At 54.7% G+C, this 21,946-nt stretch carries 21 protein-coding genes; 8 read left to right on the top strand and 13 right to left on the bottom strand.

The window, feature by feature from the left end; all coding sequences use genetic code 11:
* Positions 1-6 precede the first annotated feature (6 nt).
* The 7 genes from ELY38_RS04575 to ELY38_RS04605 all read right to left on the bottom strand — a co-directional run bounded on the left by ELY38_RS04575 (position 7) and on the right by ELY38_RS04605 (position 7,284).
* Positions 7-732 carry a 3'-5' exonuclease gene (locus ELY38_RS04575; RefSeq protein WP_127060319.1) on the bottom strand — a complete coding sequence of 242 codons (726 nt, stop codon included), beginning with the start codon at positions 730-732 and terminating at the stop codon, positions 7-9.
* Between the two features lies 1 nt (position 733).
* On the bottom strand, positions 734-2,644 hold the full coding sequence (locus tag ELY38_RS04580) for a DUF294 nucleotidyltransferase-like domain-containing protein (RefSeq protein WP_127060320.1): 1,911 nt from the start codon (positions 2,642-2,644) through the stop codon (positions 734-736).
* Positions 2,645-2,850: 206 nt separating this feature from the next.
* Positions 2,851-3,243 carry a DUF4168 domain-containing protein gene (locus tag ELY38_RS04585; protein ID WP_126951201.1) on the bottom strand — a complete coding sequence of 131 codons (393 nt, stop codon included), beginning with the start codon at positions 3,241-3,243 and terminating at the stop codon, positions 2,851-2,853.
* Between the two features lie 249 nt (positions 3,244-3,492).
* Positions 3,493-4,209 carry a monofunctional biosynthetic peptidoglycan transglycosylase gene (gene mtgA / locus ELY38_RS04590; protein ID WP_127060321.1) on the bottom strand — a complete coding sequence of 239 codons (717 nt, stop codon included), beginning with the start codon at positions 4,207-4,209 and terminating at the stop codon, positions 3,493-3,495.
* Positions 4,210-4,217: 8 nt separating this feature from the next.
* Positions 4,218-5,072: an S-formylglutathione hydrolase gene (gene fghA, locus ELY38_RS04595; RefSeq protein WP_127060322.1), complete on the bottom strand. Its 855-nt coding sequence runs from the start codon at positions 5,070-5,072 to the stop codon at positions 4,218-4,220.
* Positions 5,073-5,145: 73 nt separating this feature from the next.
* A complete protein-coding gene (locus ELY38_RS04600; protein WP_127060323.1) occupies positions 5,146-6,255 on the bottom strand; it encodes an S-(hydroxymethyl)glutathione dehydrogenase/class III alcohol dehydrogenase in 1,110 nt (369 codons plus the stop codon).
* A gap of 45 nt (positions 6,256-6,300) precedes the next feature.
* On the bottom strand, positions 6,301-7,284 hold the full coding sequence (locus ELY38_RS04605; RefSeq protein ID WP_127060324.1) for an MBL fold metallo-hydrolase: 984 nt from the start codon (positions 7,282-7,284) through the stop codon (positions 6,301-6,303).
* A gap of 122 nt (positions 7,285-7,406) precedes the next feature.
* Between ELY38_RS04605 and ELY38_RS04610 the strand changes: the two genes are divergently transcribed.
* From ELY38_RS04610 to ELY38_RS04620, 3 genes are all read left to right on the top strand, one after another.
* Positions 7,407-8,303 (top strand): LysR family transcriptional regulator, encoded by an 897-nt coding sequence (locus tag ELY38_RS04610; protein ID WP_127060325.1) that lies wholly within the window; start codon positions 7,407-7,409, stop codon positions 8,301-8,303.
* Between the two features lie 198 nt (positions 8,304-8,501).
* Complete coding sequence (locus ELY38_RS04615; RefSeq protein ID WP_127060326.1) at positions 8,502-9,152, top strand: hypothetical protein; 651 nt, start codon at positions 8,502-8,504, stop codon at positions 9,150-9,152.
* A gap of 181 nt (positions 9,153-9,333) precedes the next feature.
* A complete protein-coding gene (locus ELY38_RS04620; protein WP_127060327.1) occupies positions 9,334-10,905 on the top strand; it encodes an AbgT family transporter in 1,572 nt (523 codons plus the stop codon).
* A 64-nt stretch (positions 10,906-10,969) separates the two neighbouring features.
* Here the strand turns inward: ELY38_RS04620 and rpoD are convergent, their stop codons facing one another.
* The 3 genes from rpoD to rpsU all read right to left on the bottom strand — a co-directional run bounded on the left by rpoD (position 10,970) and on the right by rpsU (position 15,312).
* Entirely contained in the window at positions 10,970-12,826 is a 1,857-nt protein-coding gene (gene rpoD / locus ELY38_RS04625; RefSeq protein WP_127060328.1) for an RNA polymerase sigma factor RpoD, read from the bottom strand.
* A 224-nt stretch (positions 12,827-13,050) separates the two neighbouring features.
* Positions 13,051-14,904 carry a DNA primase gene (dnaG, locus tag ELY38_RS04630; protein WP_127060329.1) on the bottom strand — a complete coding sequence of 618 codons (1,854 nt, stop codon included), beginning with the start codon at positions 14,902-14,904 and terminating at the stop codon, positions 13,051-13,053.
* Between the two features lie 192 nt (positions 14,905-15,096).
* A complete protein-coding gene (rpsU, locus tag ELY38_RS04635; RefSeq protein WP_008956349.1) occupies positions 15,097-15,312 on the bottom strand; it encodes a 30S ribosomal protein S21 in 216 nt (71 codons plus the stop codon).
* 207 nt (positions 15,313-15,519) lie between these two features.
* Between rpsU and tsaD the strand changes: the two genes are divergently transcribed.
* The gene (gene tsaD, locus ELY38_RS04640; protein WP_127060330.1) at positions 15,520-16,569 is read left to right on the top strand and encodes a tRNA (adenosine(37)-N6)-threonylcarbamoyltransferase complex transferase subunit TsaD; all 1,050 of its coding nucleotides are present in this window, start codon (positions 15,520-15,522) and stop codon (positions 16,567-16,569) included.
* Positions 16,570-16,572: 3 nt separating this feature from the next.
* Here the strand turns inward: tsaD and plsY are convergent, their stop codons facing one another.
* Positions 16,573-17,145 carry a glycerol-3-phosphate 1-O-acyltransferase PlsY gene (gene plsY / locus ELY38_RS04645; protein ID WP_127060331.1) on the bottom strand — a complete coding sequence of 191 codons (573 nt, stop codon included), beginning with the start codon at positions 17,143-17,145 and terminating at the stop codon, positions 16,573-16,575.
* A gap of 78 nt (positions 17,146-17,223) precedes the next feature.
* Here plsY and folB point away from each other — a divergent pair, with 78 nt between their 5' ends.
* Positions 17,224-17,592 (top strand): dihydroneopterin aldolase, encoded by a 369-nt coding sequence (gene folB, locus ELY38_RS04650; RefSeq protein WP_127060332.1) that lies wholly within the window; start codon positions 17,224-17,226, stop codon positions 17,590-17,592.
* Positions 17,593-17,594: 2 nt separating this feature from the next.
* Complete coding sequence (gene folK, locus ELY38_RS04655) at positions 17,595-18,140, top strand: 2-amino-4-hydroxy-6-hydroxymethyldihydropteridine diphosphokinase (RefSeq protein ID WP_127060333.1); 546 nt, start codon at positions 17,595-17,597, stop codon at positions 18,138-18,140.
* Positions 18,141-18,148: 8 nt separating this feature from the next.
* Here folK and ELY38_RS04660 read toward each other — a convergent pair whose 3' ends face one another.
* The gene (locus tag ELY38_RS04660) at positions 18,149-19,270 is read right to left on the bottom strand and encodes a tRNA nucleotidyltransferase/poly(A) polymerase-related protein (protein WP_127060334.1); all 1,122 of its coding nucleotides are present in this window, start codon (positions 19,268-19,270) and stop codon (positions 18,149-18,151) included.
* Positions 19,270-20,088 (bottom strand): symmetrical bis(5'-nucleosyl)-tetraphosphatase, encoded by an 819-nt coding sequence (locus tag ELY38_RS04665; protein ID WP_127060335.1) that lies wholly within the window; start codon positions 20,086-20,088, stop codon positions 19,270-19,272. Before ELY38_RS04665 ends, ELY38_RS04660 begins: the two co-directional genes overlap by 1 nt.
* A gap of 213 nt (positions 20,089-20,301) precedes the next feature.
* On the opposite strand from ELY38_RS04665, the gene ELY38_RS04670 reads away from it, so the two are divergent.
* The gene (locus ELY38_RS04670) at positions 20,302-20,493 is read left to right on the top strand and encodes a hypothetical protein (protein WP_127060336.1); all 192 of its coding nucleotides are present in this window, start codon (positions 20,302-20,304) and stop codon (positions 20,491-20,493) included.
* The gene (locus ELY38_RS04675; RefSeq protein WP_127060337.1) at positions 20,493-21,932 is read left to right on the top strand and encodes an FAD-dependent oxidoreductase; all 1,440 of its coding nucleotides are present in this window, start codon (positions 20,493-20,495) and stop codon (positions 21,930-21,932) included. Before ELY38_RS04670 ends, ELY38_RS04675 begins: the two co-directional genes overlap by 1 nt.
* The last annotated feature ends 14 nt before the right edge of the window (positions 21,933-21,946 follow it).

The following is a 21,946-nucleotide window of genomic DNA, read 5'->3' on the forward strand; positions in this document are numbered from 1 at the left end:
TATTGGCTAACACCACAGGTCTTTTAAAGGCGTATCGGGCCGGTAGTGGTTGGCAATTTGCGCCTGCAGAAGCTCTGCCGTTGCCAGCGCATCAATAAGGGCGTGATGCCCCTGATAGTTAGGCAGGCCATAACGTTCGCGGCTGGCGTTTAAACGTATCGAGACGGGCGGTCGCCCTAGCCAGCGGCGAAAGCGGGACCACAGCGTCTGGCGATGCAGCCTTGCTTCAAGCGACATCGTATCAATCATGGGAAACATCACTCCTTCCCCACGCCGCGCCTTGATGGCAGCATCAAGAAAAGGCCGCTCGATATTACGAAAGTGAACGACCACCAGGTGACCTGCCAACATTTCCAACAGCTCATCCAAAACAATATCCAGGTCGGGCGCTTCGGCTACTTCAGAATGAGTAATATGATGAAAAGCGATTGACGCTTCCGCCAACGGCCTTGTCGGTTTGACGACCCAATAACGCCGCTCGGCAAGTTTTATACGATCGAGCGTAAACGGCACAACCCCGATACTGACAATAGCATGGCGATCTTCATCCAAACCGGTGGTTTCCATATCGAGCGCAACCATGGGTACATCGGAAATGGGCGTATCGCTTGCGGGCAGCGGCGTTGAAAAAAACCGCTTGATGGCATCATCTTTTGCCTGCTGCCTGCGCTGTGCCATGTAGCTAGCCCAGTCGGACTGACTGACGCGTTGACGTGGACGAATGCCTAGCATATTACTGCCTCGGCCGCTGTGCGGGCATGGGATAACGGAATTTTAAAAACTTCTGGGCATTGCTAAGCACCTGGAAGGCGTCTTTCAGCGTATGTCGTTCGCTATCTTCCACATTTTCAGGCTCGATATTATTATCCGGCATTCGCTCTTCCTGAATATCAATCATCTGGTGACGCAACCGTGTCATGCATAAAAACTCGAAGGCATAACTAAGCTTATCGCTAACGCCGTTCGCCAATAGCTGCGTCTGGCTTATGTCGTTTAACCGCTGAAATGTATTCTGGGCTTTTGAACCACAGGCCAGCGCATGGATCCGGATCAGATCCACCATGGGCGCAGTACCACGCCGCTTCAGGTTGATCGAATTATTGTGCTTACCGTCTTTTTCCATCACAAAGGTGCGGAAAAACCCAAGCGGCGGAGTACGATTGAGCGCATTGCGCGCCATAGCGGCCAAAAATAGCGGGGATTCTGCGGCTCTCTTAGCGACTAGATCCTGCAGGGTTTCAACAAAATGATCCTCGCCATAGATGCTGTCCAGGTCAAAGAAAATCGAACTTTGCAGTAGCTTTTTAGGCGTGGGATTGGAAATCCAGTCTTCAAAATAGTCTTTCCAGACGCTCAGCGGCTGACGCCACTGGGCATTGGTGGCCATGATATCGCCTTTGCAGTAGGTATAACCGCAAGCATCCAGACCGTCGCTGACAAACTTGGCCAACGCATAAAAGTAGTCGTCATGCTGTTTGGGCACAAACTCATCAGACAGAACGAGCGCATTATCCTGATCGGTCACAATGCTTTGCTCATTACGTGCCATCGAGCCATTCACCATAAAACAGTACGGCACTGGCGGGGGGCCAAGCTCTGCCTCGGCGAGCTCCAGCAGACGGCGGGTAAAACTGCGCCCGATGGTTGAAAGCGCACTGCCGACCATTTGTGAGTTAGCCCCTTCCTGCACCATTCTGACAAATGCAGCGCGTACGTCAGGCGCCAGCCGGGCAAGACCCTGGGCGCTGGACTGATTAAAAATATTGCTGACTAGATAAAGCCCGCTGTGGGTCTCATAGCGAATAATATCGGAAAGATGCACCACACCCACCGGACGCTGGCGGTAAATGACGGGCAGGTGATGCACGTTATTGCGCAGCATCGTAAGCATTGCTTCATAGACCGAGGCATCGGACTGAATGGTAATCAGATGAGACGATGCGACGTCGCCAATCGCAGCCTGAGGCGAGAGCCCCTCTGCTACTACGCGGGTTCGAAAATCACTATCGGTAAAAATCCCTTCCATACGCCATGTCTGGCCTTCGCTGTCCTGGAAGCTATAGCGAGGATTGCCCGAGCACTGCTTGATCACGATGGCCGCCGATGCCTGCGCCTCGCTGATTTGATTCGCAACTTGCTGAAGAGTTGTGCTGGCCTCGACCATGACCGGATAACGCGTTACCAGCTTGCGGATACGCGTCACCATCATGTCATTGGATTTTTTCTGCTGTTCAGCCACCGTTTCAAGGCGTGGCCGTTCAAGCTCTACAAAGTCTGCAAAATCATCATCTTCTTCACATAAGCGCTGAAAGACATCATTGGGAATAAAGTAGATGAGCGTGTCTTCAATTGCCTGCGCCGGAAAGCGCACCTTATGATTGCGCAATAAGCTGAAGTGCCCAAAGATATCCCCCTCACCCAAGCGGTTATAGAGTTCGCCCTGTCGACGATATACCTCCACGGCCCCGCTCCTGATAAAACATAGCTCGTTCAGGATCTCGTTGAGCACCAGAATATCACTGCCGGTCTTGAAATAGCTGACCTCTACTCGCTCAGCTATGACATCAAGCAGCTCATCGGAGAGGCCATCAAAGGGCGGAAACTGGCCCATGAATTGGCGGATTTCGAGTAGCTCAATGTCCATGCATTCTCCTAAAACATATCCGGCAGGCAAAGAGATAGTTTGGAGCGGTTAACGGACAGCGTAAACCCTCGGCACAATAAAAAGCCCGGCACTTGCGTGCCGGGCTTTATGATCACTAGCGAACCACTTCATGTTCTATACGATAAATCAGCTGTTACTAACCTTACCGCTAACAATAAAGACAGCTTCTAGTAAGCAGACGTGACTTATGACTCGCTAGCCATCTCTTGAACACGCTGCATCATTTCCGGATCTTGCTGAATGGACTGACCAATGGCATTGAAGGTATCAACATCCAAGCCGCTATCTTCAACGACTTCGATCATACGATCATTGGCTTCGGCGCGAACTTCCTGTTGTGCAGCTTCGTCACCTGCTTCCTGCAGACGCTGTGTGTACTCTTGCGAGATCACGGCGATTTCTTGAGAAGCATCGGCGAACTGCTGTAGCTGCTCGTCAGAAAAATCCTGGGCGGGTACCGCTTGTTGAGTCGCCATCGGATCCTGAGCGGGGTCCTGCGCTTGTTGAGCGTTGGCGGTAGAAGCCATTAAGCCGGTAGCGAGCAGGGCAGCAGAAAACAAAGCAGTTAAACGTTGCATAGAAAGAAACCTCATTGACACGATGTGAGTGTGTAAGGTCTGACGCAATCATTCAGGACAGGTTCAATTTTTTCAGTAATAGAATGTAACAAGATAATAATAAACGCGCTAAAATGCCAGTCAACTTTTACTTTTATCTAAAAATCATCAGTTAATTCAAATAGTTAATAAAAAATATCTTTATTCCCGTTTATCCCGGATTTTTATAGCTTTTGTGAAACATTAACTTTATACGTACTCCACTCCGGCTTATAAACGCTGCAAGTAGCCAGCGCCGCCCAAGTTACGCATCTGCTGGGCAATCCACTGGCTGCGTCTTTCTACTTGGGCATCCGGGCGCGATGCACTGCGCGTACGCGGGCTGGGCAGGATGGCTGCCAGCAAACTGGCCTGGCGATCAGAAAGTGCGTTGGCCGATACTCCAAAGTAGTGCCGTGCGGCGGCTTCCAGGCCAAACACGCCGCTATCCCATTCAGCTACATTAAGGTACACCTCCAGAATGCGCTGCTTGCTCCAGAGCGTTTCAATCAGCAGCGTAAACCAGGCTTCCAGCCCCTTCCGTGTCCAGCTTCGCCCGCTCCACAGGAAAACATTCTTGGCTGTTTGCTGGCTAAGCGTGCTGGCACCGCGCAGGCGGCCGCCATCCCGACTGGTTTGCCAGGCACGGCGAAGCTCGACGATGTCGAACCCACGATGAACGGGAAAGCGCTGATCTTCAGCCGCAATGACGGCGAGTTTGGCGCTGTTGGAAAGCTCGTCCCAGCTGCGCCACTGGCGCTGTATGTTGATAGGTTCGCTATTGATCCAGCTCTGTATCTTGCGCTCCACCATCACCATGGATCCAGGCGGCGGAACAAAACGGAACAGTAAAACCAGGGCGACAGAAAGAAGGACAAAAAGCAGCACGCCGCGCCACACAAGACGCCATAACTGACGAAGAAAGCGGCCCAGCGTACGTTTAAGCATCGTTATCCTTAGCGTTTCATAAGATGTTCCGCATGATAACGCAGATGGTCCTCAATGAACGAGGCAATAAAGAAGTAACTATGGTCGTAACCCGGCTGACGACGCAACGTTAGCGGATGATCATGTTCTTCACACACAGCCTCTAGCCGTTCGGGTTTTAGCTGCTCCTCAAGAAACTGATCGGCTTCACCCTGATCGATAAACAACCGCTGCCGTGAGGCGCCGTTGGCGACCAGTTCGCAGGCATCGTACTGGCGCCAGCGTGATTGATCGTCGCCCAAGTAGTTGGTGAACGCCTTTTGCCCCCACGGGCATTCCATTGGATTAACAATAGGTGCAAATGCAGAAACCGAGCTGAAACGTCCTGGATGTCGCAGCGCCAGAATCAAGGCGCCGTGACCACCCATTGAGTGGCCGCTGATCGACTCACGCCCATTCACTGGAAAATGTTGGCGTACAACCGAGGGAAGCTCTTCAATAATGTAGTCGTACATCCGGTAGTGCGGCTTCCAGGGCGCTTCGGTCGCATTAACGTAGAATCCGGCGCCTGAACCCAGATCATAGCTTTCGTGCTCGCCGGGCAAATCGGTGCCGCGGGGGCTAGTATCCGGGCATACAATCGCGATGCCGAGTTCAGCCGCCAACCGCTGGGCACCGGCTTTCTGCATGAAGTTTTCATCGTTGCAGGTAAGCCCGGAAAGCCACCATAACAACGGTACACGCTCACTTTCTGCCTGAGGGGGCAGGTAAACCGCAAACTCCATATCGCAGTCCAGCGCCCGGGAGTAGTGGCGGTAGCGCTTGTGCCAGCCACCAAAGCTGCGGTTGGCAGACACCAGTTCTAGAGTTTCACTCATGCTCATGGGCAGGCTCCTTGCGAAGAGACAGGCGCGCAAGATACTCTCGCGCGCCTTGAAGGGCTTATCAAGTAGCTACTTAATAATGCAGTACGGTACGAATACTCTTACCAGCATGCAGCAGCTCAAAGGCTTCGTTGATTTTTTCAAACGGCATATCATGGGTGATGAAGTCATCAATATTGATTTCGCCGTTCATGTAACGTTCAACGTAGCCCGGCAGCTCACTGCGGCCTTTCACGCCGCCAAAGGCGGAGCCTTTCCAGACACGTCCGGTTACTAGCTGGAACGGGCGGGTAGAAATCTCCTCACCCGCGCCGGCCACACCAATGACAATCGACTCACCCCAGCCCTTGTGACAGCATTCAAGTGCTGAGCGCATCACGTTGACGTTGCCGATACACTCAAACGAGTAATCCACACCACCATCGGTCAAGTCGACAATCACCTGTTGAATCGGGTCGCTGTACTCTTTGGGGTTTACAAAATCGGTCGCCCCAAACTGCTTGGCCAATTCGAACTTGTCCGGGTTTACATCAATGGCAATAATCCGGGCGGCCTTGGCCATTACTGCCCCCTGAATAACCGCCAGACCAATTGCACCCAGGCCAAAAACCGCCACGGTTGAACCGGGCTCGACTTTGGCGGTGTTGAGTACCGCACCAATGCCGGTGGTCACGCCGCAACCAAGCAGGCAGATTTTATCCATCGGCGCTTCTTTTGAAACCACCGCCAGGGACACTTCCGGCAGGACGGTGTACTCACTGAATGTTGAAGTGCCCATATAGTGATGGAGCATCTTTCCATCCAGCGAAAAACGCGAAGTACCGTCGGGCATCACGCCTTTACCCTGAGTAGCACGTACGCTGCCACACAGGTTGGTCTTGCCGGAAAGACAGAACTTACACTTGCCGCACTCGGCGGTGTAAAGCGGGATAACATGATCGCCAGGCTTGAGGCTGGTGACGCCTTCACCCACTTCCTGCACCACACCGGCACCTTCGTGGCCCAGTACTGAAGGGAAAAGCCCTTCAGGGTCGGCGCCGGACAGTGTATAGGCATCGGTATGACAGACGCTGGTAGCCGCCATCTTGACCAGCACTTCTCCCGCTTTCGGGCCTTCTACATCGATTTCAACTAATTCAAGCGGTTTTCCTGCTTCCAAGGCAACGGCAGCACGTGATTTCATATTAACTCCAAAATTTTAGTTACTTCTTAAGTAATAACAGCGTTACTACTTGTTGTCAGCCACAGGGCCAAATTCAATTGGCAGCCAGCGATAGCCCGTTTCATCTTTGGCAACATGCCCGATACCTGGGAATGGCATATGGGCACCCGCAACCCAGTGTTTATCTGCAACGGCACTTTCGAGCACGCTTTCACGCGTACGTATAGCCTGCTCGGGGTCGGAATCAAACTCGATAGCTACGCTAGGGTCGGCAAACTGAACGCCATAACTATGCACCACGTCACCCCATACCAGCATGGCGTCTTCATCGCTATTGAGCATAAAGCTTGAGTGTCCAGGCGTATGGCCATGGGTGTCCTGGGCCACAATACCTTTTAAAAGTTCATCGCCCGGCGTAAAGGAGCTAAACCGACCTGCTTTTTGATAAGGCGAGACCGCTTCTTGAGCTATAACGAAGAAATCGCGCTCTTCTTCAGGTAGCTCGGCAGCACGTGCTTCATCTAGCCAAAAATCTGCGTCTGCCTGACTTACACGTAACTCAGCGTTGGGATAAACCGCCTCGCCATTCTCATTGGTTAAGCCACAAGCGTGATCAGGATGCAGATGCGTCATCAGTACCGTGTCAACATCATCAGACGTGTAGCCAGAAGCACGCAGGTTGCTCTCGACCTGCCCCAATGAGGGACCGAAGCAAGCGGCCGAACCAGCATCAACTAGCACAAGGTTCTCGCCAGTGTGAATGAGAAAGGCATTTACCGCTGTTTGCATGCCGTTTTCCGCATCAATAAAAAGTGCATCAAGGTGACGGAGAATTTCGTCCTGCTCTATGCCTTTTAATAACGATGTATCGATAGCTGTATGACCATCATAGAGAGCAGTCACTTCATATTCACCGACCAGCATGCGAAACCAGCCAGGCGCTTGTTCTTGCTGCTGCGTAGGTAATTCAGCTTGGACGGTAGCTGCCCAACCAACACTAACGGCGACTGCCAAGAGACTGTGCGAACACTTGGAAAAGTATGTAGACATAAGCTGTACGCCCTAAATACGGTTAAAATGCCAATAGTGTAGGCCACATAGGCGCAGTTGATAAACCGGGATACACTCATAAGATTGTTGTCACTGAGCAATAATCATCATTGGGAGTTAATATGCAACACTGGGGCCGTATTGAGGCATTTGTTGAAGTCGTACGTTTAGGGACTTTTTCGGCCGCTGCTAGTTACTTGAAGGTTTCAACTTCGCACATCAGTCGTTTGGTTAGCCAGCTCGAAAACCAGTTGGGCGTACAATTGCTCTATCGCACCACGCGGCAAATCCGCTTGACTGATGCTGGCGCTATTTACGTAGAGCAATGCCGCCATTTGTTCGATGGTCTGCGCGATGCTGAACAAGCGCTTAGTGAACTCCAGTCCAAGCCTAATGGGCTACTTAAACTCACCTCAGCCACCACTTTTGGCGAGCGCTTTATAGCACCTTTAGTCAACGACTTTCAGTGCCTGCACCCTCAGCTTGAGGTTCATATGCACTTCACCAATCGCCCGGTAGAGCTGATTGAAGAAGGTTTTGATATTGCCATTCGTATGGGAGTACTCAAGGATTCAAGCCTGATTGCCCGGCGGTTATGTGAGCGGCGCGAATACATTGTGGGTTCGCAGGCCTATTTTCGCCAAACGCCGCCTCCGCATACGCTGGCGGAACTGAGCCAGCATCGCTGCCTAATAGGCTCGCGGCCTAACTGGCTGTTCGAAGCGAACGGTCAGCGCCGCGAAGTGCGTATTGAAGGCTGCTGGAGTGGGAACTCGGGCCCTGCACTGCTGGACGCAGCGCTCAAGGGATTAGGCCTGGCGCAGCTGCCTGACTACTATGTAGCTCCCTATCTTGCCAGCGGTGAACTTGTCGCGGTACTGGAGCCTTTTCAGCATCACGATACGGCCGTGTGGGCGGTGTATCCACGCCACCGCCACCTGTCGCCTAAAATTCGTCAGTTAGTTGATTACCTGGTAGCCAATATATCCCGCGTACTGCCGGATACTCAGCCACGCTGACTCACTCCTCTGGCGACTTTCATGTGATTGGGCTGCCTAGCCGCGGCGATCAAAGGCTTCATAGCCTAAACGTTATGTACCTATGGATTATTAACAAGTGTCGCGTGCCAGCACACAAAGGTGACGATATAATGAACATTCGCAACTGAATGTTTTTCGTCAGCAATACCTGCAAATCTCTACACCGAAGGAAAAAGCATGCACCTCCCCCCTCCTGCCTGGCCCATCGATTTTCGCATCACGTTACTGCGGGCTACGCTTTACGTGCTTTTTATCGGCGGCATTGCCCAAGGGGCTTATTATGAAGCCCTCTATTTTCCGTCCGTACGTTTTACCGAGCTGGGCTTTACTGAGTTTGCCCAGACGCTAACGCTCGCCAGCTGCTGTGGGTTACTGCTGTATACCCGTCAGGTAATTAAGGTCTTCCCTAATGTAACGTTACTGCTATTTGCGTTTATTGCCGCTTCACTCGTTCGCGAGCAGGATTACTTTCTAGATGTATACGTTGCCGATAACAGCTGGAAGGTCATTGTTGCGCTGATTATAATGCCTACTCTTGGTTGGGTGATTTATCAGCGCCGTCACTTTGTTGCCGAGTTTGCTCACTACAGCAACACCTTCGCCTTTGGCCTGTTTGCAGGTGGCGTGCTGACCACCTACGTGTTCTCACGTTTGTATGGGCGGCAGGTTTTCTGGCGCGCTGTTCTTGATGATAGCTACGTACGCGTCTTCAAGGACGTAGCCGAAGAAGTAGCTGAGCTTCTGGGCTACAGCCTTATTCTGTTTGCCACTATCGAACTGCTGCTGCTTGCTCTGCGAATCAGTAAGGCCCAGCGCGCCCGTTCGTAATCCCCCCCTACCTACCTCTAGTAACTGTCTATTTCGACGGCATGCCGCCTATGCTTAGGGCGGCATTTCATTTTTTAGATTCCGCTATACGCAAACCCATTTGCACAGCGTCTTCCCCCACCGTAGTGTGCCGCGTTATAGATTTTTTTATTCTTTGCTTAATAACAACGGCCTAAACCCTATGAAGACTCCTAATAATTACGATAGCCGCACTAACCGCGGCTTATTTACCCGCTTTCTGGATAGCGTTGAGTGGCTGGGTAATTTACTGCCTCACCCGGTTACCCTGTTTGCGCTGCTGTGTGTATTTGTCGTTATTGCAAGCGGCATTGCAGGCGCGCTGGGGTTATCAGTGGCTGACCCGCGGCCTGCCAATGAAGGCGAGCTGATTGCAGTCAATTCGCTACTCAATGCAGAAGGCTTGCGGCGCCTGGTTACTGAAATGGTCACCAACTTTACCGGCTTCGCCCCTTTGGGCACCGTACTGGTGGCCATGCTGGGAGTAGGCGTTGCCGAACACTCGGGCCTGCTGTCTGCCAGCATGCGCGCCTTGGTGCTCAACCGCTCGCCACGTATCGTGACCTATGCCGTGGTGTTTGCCGGCATCATGTCGAACATGGCCGCAGAGCTTGGCTATGTCGTGCTGATTCCCCTGGCAGCCATGATCTTCCACTCGCTGGGACGTCACCCGCTTGCTGGACTTGCAGCCGCGTTCTGCGGCGTATCCGGCGGTTACAGCGCCAACCTGCTGATCGGCACCGTCGACCCGCTGCTTTCGGGGATTACCCAGGAGGCCGCGAGGCTGTTGGACCCGGCCTATATCGTGGGAGCTGAAGCCAACTGGTTCTTCATGTTTGCCAGCACCTTCTTTGTGACGCTGATTGGTGGCTTGGTCACCGAGCGCATCGTCGAGCCAAAGCTGGGAGAATTTGACTCCGCCTATGCTGAAAGCGATATCGACCAGCAGCGCATGGAGGGGCTTTCTGCCGAAGAAAAGCGTGCATTGAAAGGCACCGGCCTGGCCGCACTGGCGCTAACCGCCCTGATCGCGGTGATGGTAGTACCCGAAAGCGGTATTTTGCGTAATCCCGAGACGGGCCTTGTCAGCGGCTCACCGTTTTTACGCGGCATCGTGGTCATTGTGGCCGTCGCCTTCACGCTACTAGGATTTGTCTACGGTCGCCTGGCGGGCACCATGCACAATGACCGCGACGTAGTAAATGCCATGGCCAAGAGCATGAGCAGCCTTGGGCTGTATATCGTTCTGGTCTTTTTTGCCGCCCAGTTTGTTGCGCTATTCAACTGGAGCAACTTCGGGACCGTGACCGCCGTTGCTGGTGCCGACCTGCTACAGTCACTGGGTTTACGTGGCCCGGGCCTGTTTGCCCTATTCATCCTGCTGTGTGCCTTTGTCAACCTGTCGCTGGGCAGCGCTTCGGCCCAGTGGGCGGTAACAGCACCTATCTTCGTCCCTATGCTGATGCTGATGGGCTATGCGCCCGAGGTGATTCAGGCGGCTTACCGGATTGGTGACTCTGTCACCAACCTGATCACGCCGATGATGAGCTATTTCGGCCTGATTCTGGCGGTGGCGTCTCGCTACCGCAAGGATATGGGCATTGGTACGCTGGTAGCCCTCATGCTGCCCTATACGCTATTCATGCTGATCGGCTGGAGTCTGCTGTTCTTCGTCTGGGTGTTTATCCTTGGCCTTCCGGTTGGCCCAGGCTCAGCCACTCACTACACGCTGTAACGCTAGGCAATAAAAAAACCCGCCGTGTTACCGGCGGGTTCTTTACTTAGCTGCCCGAGCTTACTTACTCATCCAGGAACGAGCGCAGTGGCTCAGAGCGCGACGGATGGCGAAGCTTGCGCAGCGCCTTGGCTTCAATCTGACGAATCCGTTCACGGGTAACGTCAAACTGCTTGCCAACTTCCTCAAGCGTATGGTCGGTATTCATATCAATACCGAAACGCATGCGCAGTACCTTGGCTTCACGTGCAGTGAGGCCACCCAGTACGTTGCGGGTCGCTTCAATCAAGCCTTCACCGGTCGCCATATCGATAGGCAGCAGCATCGTGCCATCCTCGATAAAGTCGCCCAGGTGTGAGTCATCATCATCACCAATCGGCGTCTCCATGGAGATCGGCTCTTTGGCGATTTTAAGCACCTTGCGCACTTTGTCTTCCGGCATTTCCAGACGTTCGCCCAGCTCTTCCGGCGTCGGCTCGCGGCCCATTTCCTGCAGCATCTGGCGCGAAACGCGGTTGAGCTTGTTGATCGTCTCGATCATGTGCACCGGTATACGGATAGTACGCGCCTGATCGGCGATCGAACGGGTAATCGCCTGACGAATCCACCAGGTAGCATACGTCGAGAACTTGTAACCGCGGCGATATTCGAACTTGTCCACCGCCTTCATCAAGCCGATGTTGCCTTCCTGAATCAGATCCAGGAACTGCAGTCCACGGTTGGTGTACTTCTTGGCGATCGAGATAACCAGACGCAGGTTGGCCTCAACCATCTCTTTCTTGGCACGACGTGCCTTCGCCTCACCAATCGACAGCTTGCGATTCACCTCTTTCAAGTCCGCCACGGTGAGCTGCACCATGTCTTCTTCAAAAGCGATTTTACGCTGAGAACGGGCGATATCGGCACGCAGCGGTTCAAGACGGTCAGCGTACTTGGGCTGTGCTTCCTGGAAAGCATCCAGCCACTTGGGATTGGATTCGCTGCCAGGGAACGACTTGATAAACGTCTTGCGCGGCACTTTGGCTTTTTTCACGCAAAGCTGCATGACCGCTTTTTCCTGGGCACGCACCTGCTCGACGCTGATACGTACCTGACCGACCAGACGCTCAAAATGCTTAGGCACAAGTTTGATAGGAGAGAAAAGCTCAGCAAGACGTTCTTGCTCGGCCTTCACCTCAGCACTACCGCGACCGTACTTGGCAAGTACAGCTTCTACCGCGGCATTTTGCTCGCGAATCTGCTCAAAGCGTGCCCGCGCCTCTTCAGGGTCCGGGCCACCCTCACTTGCGTTTGTGTCGTCGTCGTCCTCGTCGTCATCGCTTTCAACGTCGTCATCATCGCTAAGCTCGGCTTCCACCTCAGGCTCAGGCACATCCGCTTCGGCAACGCCGGGGATGCCTTCATCAGGGTCGATGAAGCCGGAAAAGAGATCCGATAAGCGGCCAGGAGCTTCCTCATCCTGGGTGGCGTCGTAAGCATCCAGAATCGAGGCGACAGCGCCTGGCAGATAAGCCAGCGCCGACATCACTTCACGGGTGCCCTCTTCGATCCGCTTGGCGATCTCAATTTCGCCTTCACGAGTCAAGAGTTCTACTGTGCCCATTTCACGCATGTACATGCGTACTGGGTCTGTGGTGCGACCCACGTCGCTTTCCACGGCGGCAAGTGCCGCAACGGCCTCTTCCGCAGCGGACTCGTCCGTGGAGTGATCCGACATCATCAAAGTGTCTTCATCAGGCGCTTCTTCAGCAACACGGATGCCCATGTCGTTGATCATGCCAATGATGTCTTCCACTTGATCCGGGTCGGCGATATCCTCAGGTAGATGGTCGTTGACCTCGGCATAAGTCAGGTAGCCCTGCTCTTTGCCGCGCGCGATCAACTCCTTCAGACGTGACTGCTGCTGCGCATTTCCAGCCATAGAAACCCTATCTCGACGAAGAAGAATGAAACACCTAGAGCGCTGAATCGATTAAACTCAACAAGCCGAACAGTATAACGTAATTTACTGATTTTTTTCCAGCATAACGTATTTGCGCGGTCATTCAGGTGTGTTAGGTTATTCGGTTAGCTCAGCGTTTGGCGACTAACCATTATCTGGTGCTGAGAAGAGCAAAATTCAACCCCCCTCACCCCAAGTCTCATCTAGTATTTAGTCATCGCTAACAATTTCATGAACTTTTGCCTTTCGTCAGCCGACAGCTTTTCACCAGACTCCTGCTTTTTAACTAGCGCAGCAAACTGCTCCACCAGCGTTTCCACTTCTTTCTGCGGGGAGAGTTGCTGCTGCTTGCTCTTCAAGTACTCGACAAGGCTTAAAAGCTCTGCCTCTCTCGTGTCTTTTGGAAGCAATAATTCCCGCTTGGCAAGCTCTGCTAACACCTGCCCCTGAGGGCTGCCCTGAAAATGCGCCAGCACCACTTGTGGGCTGCGATAACGTCCGGCCTGTAACAGGGCAACCAAGTCGCGGCATAACGGCGTATGCTCATCTTCAGGCAGCCACTCAAGCGTATCCGGTAGCGTCGACACAATGCCCGGCTCATGCAAAAGCAGCTGTACGATCCGGCCCACCGGCGACAGCACCTGGCTACGCGTCTTGGGCTTAGACCGCCTGACATTTTCAGGTTCCCTGCTTTCTTTAGCTTCGGGCTCTGCTACCGGCTCCCAGTAAGCAGGCTCCTTGGAAGGTGCTGCACGCTTCTCCAAAAGTGCCTGCAGCTGCTGCTGGGCCAACCCACTGCGTTTGGCAAGCGCTTCCAGCAGCAACGACTTGAGCATGCCTTCAGGTACTTTGTTCAGCGCTTCAAGCACCTGGCTTGCAAAGCGCTCTCGTCCTTCCACAGTATTCAGATCACGCCCTTGGGCAGCCTGTTCAAACAGAAACTCGGAAAGCGGCATTGCACAGGTCACACGATCCCGAAAAGCTTCAGCCCCTTCACGGCGTACCAGCGTGTCCGGATCATCGCCTTCAGGCAGAAACAGAAACCGCGCTTCACGCCCATCAATCATCAGCGGCAATACAGTTTCCAGTGCCCGACTAGCCGCTTGGCGCCCTGCACGATCACCGTCAAAACAGAACACCACTCGGCTGACCAGCCGGAACAGGCGGCTTAAATGATCTTCCGTGGTGGCCGTCCCCAGCGTGGCAACGGCGTTATGAATACCGTATTGCGCCAGCGCCACGACATCCATATACCCTTCAACCATGACCAGCTGTTCAAGCTTGCTGGATACCTGACGTGCCTCATACAGGCCGTACAGCTCACGCCCCTTATGAAACACCGGTGTTTCCGGCGAATTGAGATATTTGGGCTGCTCATCGCCCATCACTCGTCCACCAAAGGCAATCGTACGCCCGCGCAAATCACGAATTGGGAACATTACCCGGTCGCGGAAACGGTCATAGGTGCGTCCGGTGTCCTCACGGTGAATCAGCAGGCCATACTCAACCTGAACAGACTCCGGGATACCGCGCTCACTCAAATGCTGTTTAAGCGCTTCCCAGCCGCCCGGCGCATAGCCAATCCCGTAGGTCTGAATCACTTCAGATGAGAGCCCGCGACCTTCCAGGTAGCGTTTAGCACTCTGGCCTTCGCCCATCTTGAGCCGTTCACGGTAGAAGCTGGCAGCAAGCTCAAGCAGGTTAACGCCCTCTTTGCGCTTTTTATCTCGCTCTCGGGCATGGGGGTCGTCCGCCCCTTCTCGGGGAACATCAAGTCCTAGCCGTCCCGCCAGCTGCTCTACCGCCTCAGGAAACGGCAACTTCTCATACTCCATCAGAAAGCGTAGTGCATTACCATGAGCGCCACATCCAAAGCAGTGATAAAACTGCTTGTCGGCGCTTACCGTAAAAGAGGGCGTTTTTTCCTGATGAAAAGGGCAAAGCCCTGCGTAGTTCCGGCCAGCCTTTTTCAGCTGCACGCGCTCGCCAACGACCTCGACCACATCAACGCGGCCGAGCAGATCGTCAATAAAACGCTGTGGAATCTGGCCTGCCATGAACTACGGGCATCCTCGCGCAGAGCGCTGACTTGCTGATAGTTAAGACGCAGCTTAAGGTCATCAGGCACATCGCCAGATCACCCTAAACAACGAGAGATAAATCGAAAAACAAACGGCCACCTAGTGGCGGCCGCTTGGCATCCCTCTTGAGATGGCCAGCTAACTACTCTGACCTTCCCCAGGTACGGATCAATAGAGCCGTTCGAAACGCTTTTGCTCACGCTGAACCTTCTTGGCGTGGCGTTTTACGGCAGCTGCCGCTTTGCGCTTACGCTCAGCAGTCGGCTTCTCATAGTGCTCGCGACGACGTACTTCAGAGAGAACACCGGCTTTTTCGCAAGAACGTTTGAAGCGACGCAGGGCGACGTCAAACGGCTCGTTATCACGTACTTTTACAGAAGGCATTAAGCACTCACCTACCTTAAGGAGTCTTGAGTTCGGATAGTACGCACACCGCTGATTGCATAATTGCCAGTGCGGTGCACGACCCAGTTTTACAGCGCACGATAGTCTAGTCGTGAAAAGCCATCTTTGCAAATGCTTACGCGGTTATTGCCTGACAATGGTAGACTACGGCATTTACCCATATTCACCCGAAGGGTCTTTTCTGCTATGCGCGTATTGGGCATCGAAACTTCCTGCGACGAAACTGGCGTCGCGCTATACGATACCTCATTAACTGGTGGTAGCGGCCTGTTGGCCGATGCGCTGTATAGCCAGATTGCCATGCACGCGGATTACGGCGGCGTAGTACCTGAGCTGGCCTCTCGCGACCATACGCGCCGGTTGCTCCCGCTCATCGAGCAGGTGCTCAATGACGCCAAGCTTACCCGAAAAGATATTGACGGCATTGCCTATACCGCAGGGCCTGGGCTGGTCGGCGCGCTGATGGTGGGAGCCAGCACCGCTCACGGCATGGCCCGTGCCCTGGGCGTCCCGGTGCTCGGCGTGCATCATATGGAAGGGCACCTGCTCGCGCCCATGCTTGAAGAGGACGCCCCGGAATTTCCTTTTGTGGCGCTCCTGGTATCAGGCGGGCATACCCAGCTGGTTGAGGTGAAAAGCCTGGGGAATTACCAGCTACTGGGGGAATCGGTGGATGACGCCGCCGGCGAAGCGTTCGACAAGGCGGCCAAAATGCTGGGGCTTGCCTACCCGGGCGGCCCCGAAGTTGCCCGACTGGCTGAACAGGGTAATCCCAAACGGTTTCGCTTCCCACGCCCCATGACCGACCGCCCAGGGCTTGATTTCAGCTTTTCAGGCCTTAAGACGCATACATTAACCGCAATCCGCCAGCTGGAAACCTCAGGTGAGCTTAACGAACAGGCTCGCGCCGATGTTGCCCGCGCCTTTGAAGAGGCGGTCATTGATACGCTTGTGATCAAATGCCGCCGTGCGTTGGACCAAACGGGGCTTAAGCGGCTGGTAGTGGCAGGCGGCGTCAGTGCCAATCAGCGGCTGCGCGAGCGGCTGGCCCTTGAGTGCGAAAAGCGCCAAGCGAAGGCTTACTATCCGCGCGGGCGCTTCTGCACGGATAATGGTGCCATGATTGCCTACGTAGGTGCACAGCGCCTGGCCGCTGGCGAGCAGGATAGTAATGGCGTCATGCAGGCCACTCCACGCTGGCCGCTTGATCAGCTGGCAGCGCCCAGCGCTTCCTGATCATCAGGGCTTCCTAAGGCGCGGCTCCTCGCCGCGTCTTAGCCTTCGAATATTAAGCCAGTGGCGCAGCAGTACCAGAAGACTCAAACATCCCACCACACCCACGTAACTAGGCGCTAGCCAGACACAGGCGAGCGGAGCTATCAGCGCGCTCATCAAAGACGCAAGTGCCGCAGTTTTTAGCCGCCACGCCAGTAATGCCCATATGGCTGCACTGATGAGTGCCACGCCCGGCACCAGCACTAGCAGCACGCCCAAGGCGCTGGCCACCGCTTTACCTCCGCGAAAGCCATACCAGACGGGGTAGCTATGCCCCAACATTACCGATAGCCCAATCAGCCCCTGCCAACTGATCGGTAGTGCCATCACCTTGCTGGCAAGTACCACAGGCACCCCCTTGAGCGCATCAAGGACCAGCGTAGCGCCCGCTAAACGCGGCCCATAAAGACGCAGGACGTTTGAAAAGCCGGGATTACAGGATCCACAGCAGCGCGGGTCACTAACGCCTGCCGCTCGGCAAACGCTAATCGCTGCCAGCCAGCTGCCGCTTAAATAGCCGATTACGATCCATGCCATGGCGTCTTTCCTGTCCTGCTGTCGTTTCGACTCATCCTAACGTACAATCGCCGGCTTGTTGCAGCCAAGGAAAAGCCCGTGGATCGCATTTTGATCGAAGCGCTGAAGGTAGATACCGTGATTGGTGTCTACGATTGGGAGCGCACCATTCAACAGTCGTTAAGTCTGGATCTGACGCTGGCAACCGATATCCGCCCGGCCGCCGCGACGGATGATCTAAGCCTGACCCTGGACTACGCGGCCATTTGCCAGCGAATCCAGCGTTTTGCCGATACGCATCAATTCGCCCTGGTGGAAACCTTTGCCGAACGCTTGGCGGAATGCTTGCGCTACGAATTCCCAATTTCCTGGCTACGCTTAAGAGTACGCAAGCCCGGCGCCGTGCCCCAGGCGGCTAGCGTAGGTCTTGAAATCACGCGTGGCGAGTTACCGACCGCCAAGGAGTAACCATGAGTCTGGTTACCGTCAGTTTAGGCAGTAATGTTGAACCTGTACGCCATATTCGCCTGTGCCTGGATGCACTCTTTGATGCCTTTGGCCCTCTGCACATCTCCCGGGTGTTTGAAAGTGAGCCCGTCGGCTATAGCGATGGCCGCAACTTCTACAACCTGGTGGTGGCTTTTGAAAGTGACCGCTCACCGGGCGAACTTCAGGCCTGGGCCAAGGCGCTTGAAGTCATTCATGGCCGCAAGCCCGATACGCCCAAGTACAGCCCCCGAGCGCTGGATATCGACCTGCTAACGGTCGGCAATCTTTGCGGCGTTGTGGATGACATCACCCTGCCCCGTGCTGAAATCATCGACAACGCCTTTGTCCTGCAACCGCTGGCCGAACTGCTTCCCGATGAACGGCACCCTGTCTGCAATACGTCCTACGCCACACTCTGGAACAACTTCTCACTTGGCAGTCAGCGCCTTTGGCCGGTCGATTTCACCTGGGGTAACGCTTGGTTATCCCGAGCCGAGGTCATGCCCTACAAAGTAGTGGCAAGGTAGCCAGGCGCTTAACCAAGCGCCTTTACCACCGCAAGCCTGCGCTGCTCACGCAGCGCCTTCCCTAGCGCCGCGCCCTGAACCCCCTGCTTGATGAGCGATTGCGGGCTAACCGCGCGTGCGCTGTTCCAGGCCGCTTCCAAGGCAGCGACTTGCTCACCGGCCATCTTTGCTACCAATAGCAGTTGGGCATCTACCTGAGCGGGCTTGCGCCAGCCATCCAGACGTTCCAGCCAGTGCAGCACCGCTGCTGCTTCCAAGGGTGTCTTCAACAATTGCAGGGTCAACGCCACATGGCGCGCCAGTTCAGAGACACCATTGGGTAGCCGCAAGCGTTTAGCCAACGCCTCGCGAGCAGTATCATCCAGTGCGCAAACCAGCAATGCATAGCGCCAGTGTGCAAGCCTCGCCTGATTGGCAGCGGGGGCATGCTCAAACGCCGCCAAGCCTTTGGATAACGCTTCACCAACAAGCTCCGGGAACCAAACGCTCAGCGCCTGACACTCAGCCAGGGTCGTGAAATACACCTCAGGACTTGGCTCGCCCAAGGCTTTCTCAGTTTCTACCCATACACGCTCGGCAGCCAAGTGCTCAAGCTCGCCGCTTTCACTTACCTTGGTCATCAAAGCCACAGTTTCAGGGGCAATGGAAAATCCCAAAGGCGCGTAGCGGGCTAGAAATCGTGCGGTGCGCAGCACACGTAGCGGGTCTTCGCTGAAGGCCTGGGAAATATGTCGCAGCACGCGCTTTTCTATATCGCCCTGACCGTCAAAAGGATCAACCAGCTGGCCATCCGTCCCTTGGGCGATGGCATTGACGGTAAGATCGCGGCGCAGTAGATCCTCCTCCAGGGTAACATCCGGGCTTGCATGCACCTCAAACCCTGAATAACCGTGGCCCGACTTACGCTCGGTACGTGCCAGGGCGTACTCCTCAGAAGAGTCTGGATGCAAAAACACGGGAAAGTCACGCCCGACCGGCTTAAAGCCCCGCTTGCGCATGGCATCAGGTGTTGCTCCTACCACGACCCAATCGTTGTCATAGACCGGCCAGCCCAACAGCGCATCGCGAACGGCGCCCCCCACGCGGTATACATTAAGCCCGGCAGTATGAGGATCTTCTCGTTTAACCATTAACGCTTCTCCCGCTGCTGGCTGGGCACGCTGATCCGCTCATGAGTATCCAGGTTAAGCGCGGTTAATGCGCCACCCCATACGCAGCCGGTATCCAGCGCCTCGGCATGCACTCTAGAGCCAGGTGTCCGGCCTTCAAGTGCCGCCCAATGGCCAAATAGCAGTCTTGGGTTATCCTCGCGGGCGTATTGAAACCAGGGAGCAAATCCTTCTGGCGCGCTTTCAAGCCCCTCTTTAGCATCGAACTCCAAGCGCCCCTGGGCATCAATAAAGCGCATCCGTGCCATGGCATTCACGATAAACCGCAGTCGATCCATTCCCTCAAGCTCCTCGCACCAGCGGTCAGGCTGATTACCAAACAGCTCCGTCAAAAAACGCCCTGACTGCTCACTGGCCAATGCTTGCTCGACTTCGCGGCTATAGGCAACAGCCTGGTCGACGCTCCATTGGGGTAACAGCCCGGCATGAGTCATCAAAGTATTACCTTGCTGCACGGCAAGCGGCTGACCCTGCAGCCAGTCCAGAAGCCGCTCACCGTCAGGCGCGGTTAGAATCCCGTTTAACGTATCGTGACGTTTCTGCCTGCCGCCTCCGCGCGCCACCACCAGCAGGTGAAAATCGTGATTGCCCAACACGCAGCGCACCGCGCTGCCTAACGCTTCTGCTTCGCGCAGGCACTCAAGCGAGCCAGGACCGCGATTGATTACATCGCCCACCAGCCACAGCGTGTCGTTTGTGGAGTTAAAATGCAGCGCTTCAAGCAGTGCCATAAACTCAGCGTAACAGCCATGCAGGTCGCCAATCGCGTAGGTACTCATGCGCAAAGCCTTATATTGAAATAAACGATACTGACAATAAAAAATCGTACGTCGTGCCATGCCATGCAGTCCCCACTGGATTGCGCTGGTGGGATAGGCAAACATGGACCAAGATAAATAAGCCTAATGAATCTAAGCGCTTTTGCCTTAGATAAGATTAATAATAATCAGCGAAGTAAAACATTCGCGACGATCAAGGACAATACAACCATTATGACGTCTACCTACACGCGGCGCAGGCTTTTAAAAACCGCTTCCTTTGTAGGCATGGGCATGGCGTTAGTGCCGCTTACTACCCTATTGCCCGCCGCCAATGCAACAAACCACCAAGTCTCCTCAACCCAGACTGAAAAGCCTGCCAATGTGATGGTAGATGGCTGGCTTCTACGTGTGAGTGACCGCTGATGTACGTGCCTTTCGAGACGCTCGGCGAGCTGGGCGATACGGTTGATGTGTGCGTGATTGGCAGCGGTGCGGCGGGCGTTTCCATCGCAGTGACGCTTTCCCGCCAGGGTCACCGCGTACTCATGTGTGAAGGGGGCGATGAAATTTTCAGCGAGCGCTCTCAGGATAACTATCGCGGTGAGATAGAAGGCGATACGTACATTCCTCTGGAAACCAGCCGGCTTCGTCACCTAGGCGGCTCTACCAATCACTGGGGCGGCGTTTGCCGCTCGCTTGATACTTACGACTTTACCGCCAAGTCCGCCGCCCCCGAGACCGCCTGGCCAATCAGCCATGACGATTTATCGCCTTACTTTACGGCCGCCGCTGAACTGCTCAGCCTAGACCCAATTCCGGCCGACGAACCCATCGAAGGGGCAGAGATTCAGCGTATCCATTTCTCTCTTGGGACGCCGGTTCGCGTCCAGCATAAGTACGCTGAAATGATCAGCGAGTCCGAGCATCTGCTGTGCTGCCTCACTGCCAACCTGCTTGGCCTTGAAACCGAAAACGGTCATATCACCCGTGCCACGTTTGGCAATTATGCCGGCAAGCAACACCAAGTGCGCGCCCGTTACTTTGTACTGGCCTGCGGTGGTATCGATAATTCTCGTCTGCTGCTCTGGTGTAACCAGCAGACGGGCGGAAAGCTGATTCCCCAGGCGGATACGCTGGGGCGCTACTGGATGGATCACCCTCACGCGACGGTAGGCCAGGCTCTGATTTTCACCCCCGAAGCGCTAGGCCTGGACGAGACGTATAACGTATTTCTTTCGCCTAGCGAGCATGCCCTTGAAAGCCGGCAGATGCTCAACTGTGGCTTGCGATTACACCGCATGAACGCCGAGGCCGCCCAGGCACTGATAGAGGAATTAAGCACGCAGGCCCCCACGCTTGGCGAGCAGATCAGGACCTGGCAGGCCGATGGCCGAGTCATTCACGGCGCCATGTTAAGGGCCGCGTGGGAGCAGGAGCCTCGTTTTGAAAACCGAGTGGAACTCTCTGAAGAGCTGGATTCGCTGGGTGTTCCGCGCAGCAGGTTGGTATGGACACAGTCAGCGCTTGATCGCCATACTATTCGCGAGAGTTTACTGCTGCTAGGCGAATACCTGCTTGAAGAGAACATTGGACGTGTACAGCTAGCGGATTGGCTGGCGGCTCTACCCGTCACACTACCCACCGACGGCGAACTTGCCGGTCGGCACCATATGGGTGGAACGCGCATGAGCCACCGCCCCGAAGAAGGTATCGTCAATACCGACTGCCGACTCTTTGCCCAGGATAATATGTACGTGGCGGGTTCAAGCGTCTTTGCCAGCGCCGGGCATGCCAACCCTACCCTGACGATCGTTCAGCTGGCGCTTCGCCTGTGCGATCACCTGGAACAGCGTTTAGCCTAGTCGTTTGATAAAGC

This window comes from Vreelandella nanhaiensis (assembly GCF_003990185.1).
GTDB classification, from domain to species: domain Bacteria; phylum Pseudomonadota; class Gammaproteobacteria; order Pseudomonadales; family Halomonadaceae; genus Vreelandella; species Vreelandella nanhaiensis.

What these genes read in the sequence shown, in the direction of transcription:
- ELY38_RS04575 (WP_127060319.1), bottom strand. Translation starts at nt 732, where the DNA reads ATGCTAGGCATTCGTCCACGTCAACGCGTCAGTCAGTCCGACTGGGCT.
- ELY38_RS04580 (WP_127060320.1), bottom strand. Translation starts at nt 2,644, where the DNA reads ATGGACATTGAGCTACTCGAAATCCGCCAATTCATGGGCCAGTTTCCG.
- ELY38_RS04585 (WP_126951201.1), bottom strand. Translation starts at nt 3,243, where the DNA reads ATGCAACGTTTAACTGCTTTGTTTTCTGCTGCCCTGCTCGCTACCGGC.
- mtgA (WP_127060321.1), bottom strand. Translation starts at nt 4,209, where the DNA reads ATGCTTAAACGTACGCTGGGCCGCTTTCTTCGTCAGTTATGGCGTCTT.
- fghA (WP_127060322.1), bottom strand. Translation starts at nt 5,072, where the DNA reads ATGAGCATGAGTGAAACTCTAGAACTGGTGTCTGCCAACCGCAGCTTT.
- ELY38_RS04600 (WP_127060323.1), bottom strand. Translation starts at nt 6,255, where the DNA reads ATGAAATCACGTGCTGCCGTTGCCTTGGAAGCAGGAAAACCGCTTGAA.
- ELY38_RS04605 (WP_127060324.1), bottom strand. Translation starts at nt 7,284, where the DNA reads ATGTCTACATACTTTTCCAAGTGTTCGCACAGTCTCTTGGCAGTCGCC.
- ELY38_RS04610 (WP_127060325.1), top strand. Translation starts at nt 7,407, where the DNA reads ATGCAACACTGGGGCCGTATTGAGGCATTTGTTGAAGTCGTACGTTTA.
- ELY38_RS04615 (WP_127060326.1), top strand. Translation starts at nt 8,502, where the DNA reads ATGCACCTCCCCCCTCCTGCCTGGCCCATCGATTTTCGCATCACGTTA.
- ELY38_RS04620 (WP_127060327.1), top strand. Translation starts at nt 9,334, where the DNA reads ATGAAGACTCCTAATAATTACGATAGCCGCACTAACCGCGGCTTATTT.
- rpoD (WP_127060328.1), bottom strand. Translation starts at nt 12,826, where the DNA reads ATGGCTGGAAATGCGCAGCAGCAGTCACGTCTGAAGGAGTTGATCGCG.
- dnaG (WP_127060329.1), bottom strand. Translation starts at nt 14,904, where the DNA reads ATGGCAGGCCAGATTCCACAGCGTTTTATTGACGATCTGCTCGGCCGC.
- rpsU (WP_008956349.1), bottom strand. Translation starts at nt 15,312, where the DNA reads ATGCCTTCTGTAAAAGTACGTGATAACGAGCCGTTTGACGTCGCCCTG.
- tsaD (WP_127060330.1), top strand. Translation starts at nt 15,520, where the DNA reads ATGCGCGTATTGGGCATCGAAACTTCCTGCGACGAAACTGGCGTCGCG.
- plsY (WP_127060331.1), bottom strand. Translation starts at nt 17,145, where the DNA reads ATGGCATGGATCGTAATCGGCTATTTAAGCGGCAGCTGGCTGGCAGCG.
- folK (WP_127060333.1), top strand. Translation starts at nt 17,595, where the DNA reads ATGAGTCTGGTTACCGTCAGTTTAGGCAGTAATGTTGAACCTGTACGC.
- ELY38_RS04660 (WP_127060334.1), bottom strand. Translation starts at nt 19,270, where the DNA reads ATGGTTAAACGAGAAGATCCTCATACTGCCGGGCTTAATGTATACCGC.
- ELY38_RS04665 (WP_127060335.1), bottom strand. Translation starts at nt 20,088, where the DNA reads ATGAGTACCTACGCGATTGGCGACCTGCATGGCTGTTACGCTGAGTTT.
- ELY38_RS04670 (WP_127060336.1), top strand. Translation starts at nt 20,302, where the DNA reads ATGACGTCTACCTACACGCGGCGCAGGCTTTTAAAAACCGCTTCCTTT.
- ELY38_RS04675 (WP_127060337.1), top strand. Translation starts at nt 20,493, where the DNA reads ATGTACGTGCCTTTCGAGACGCTCGGCGAGCTGGGCGATACGGTTGAT.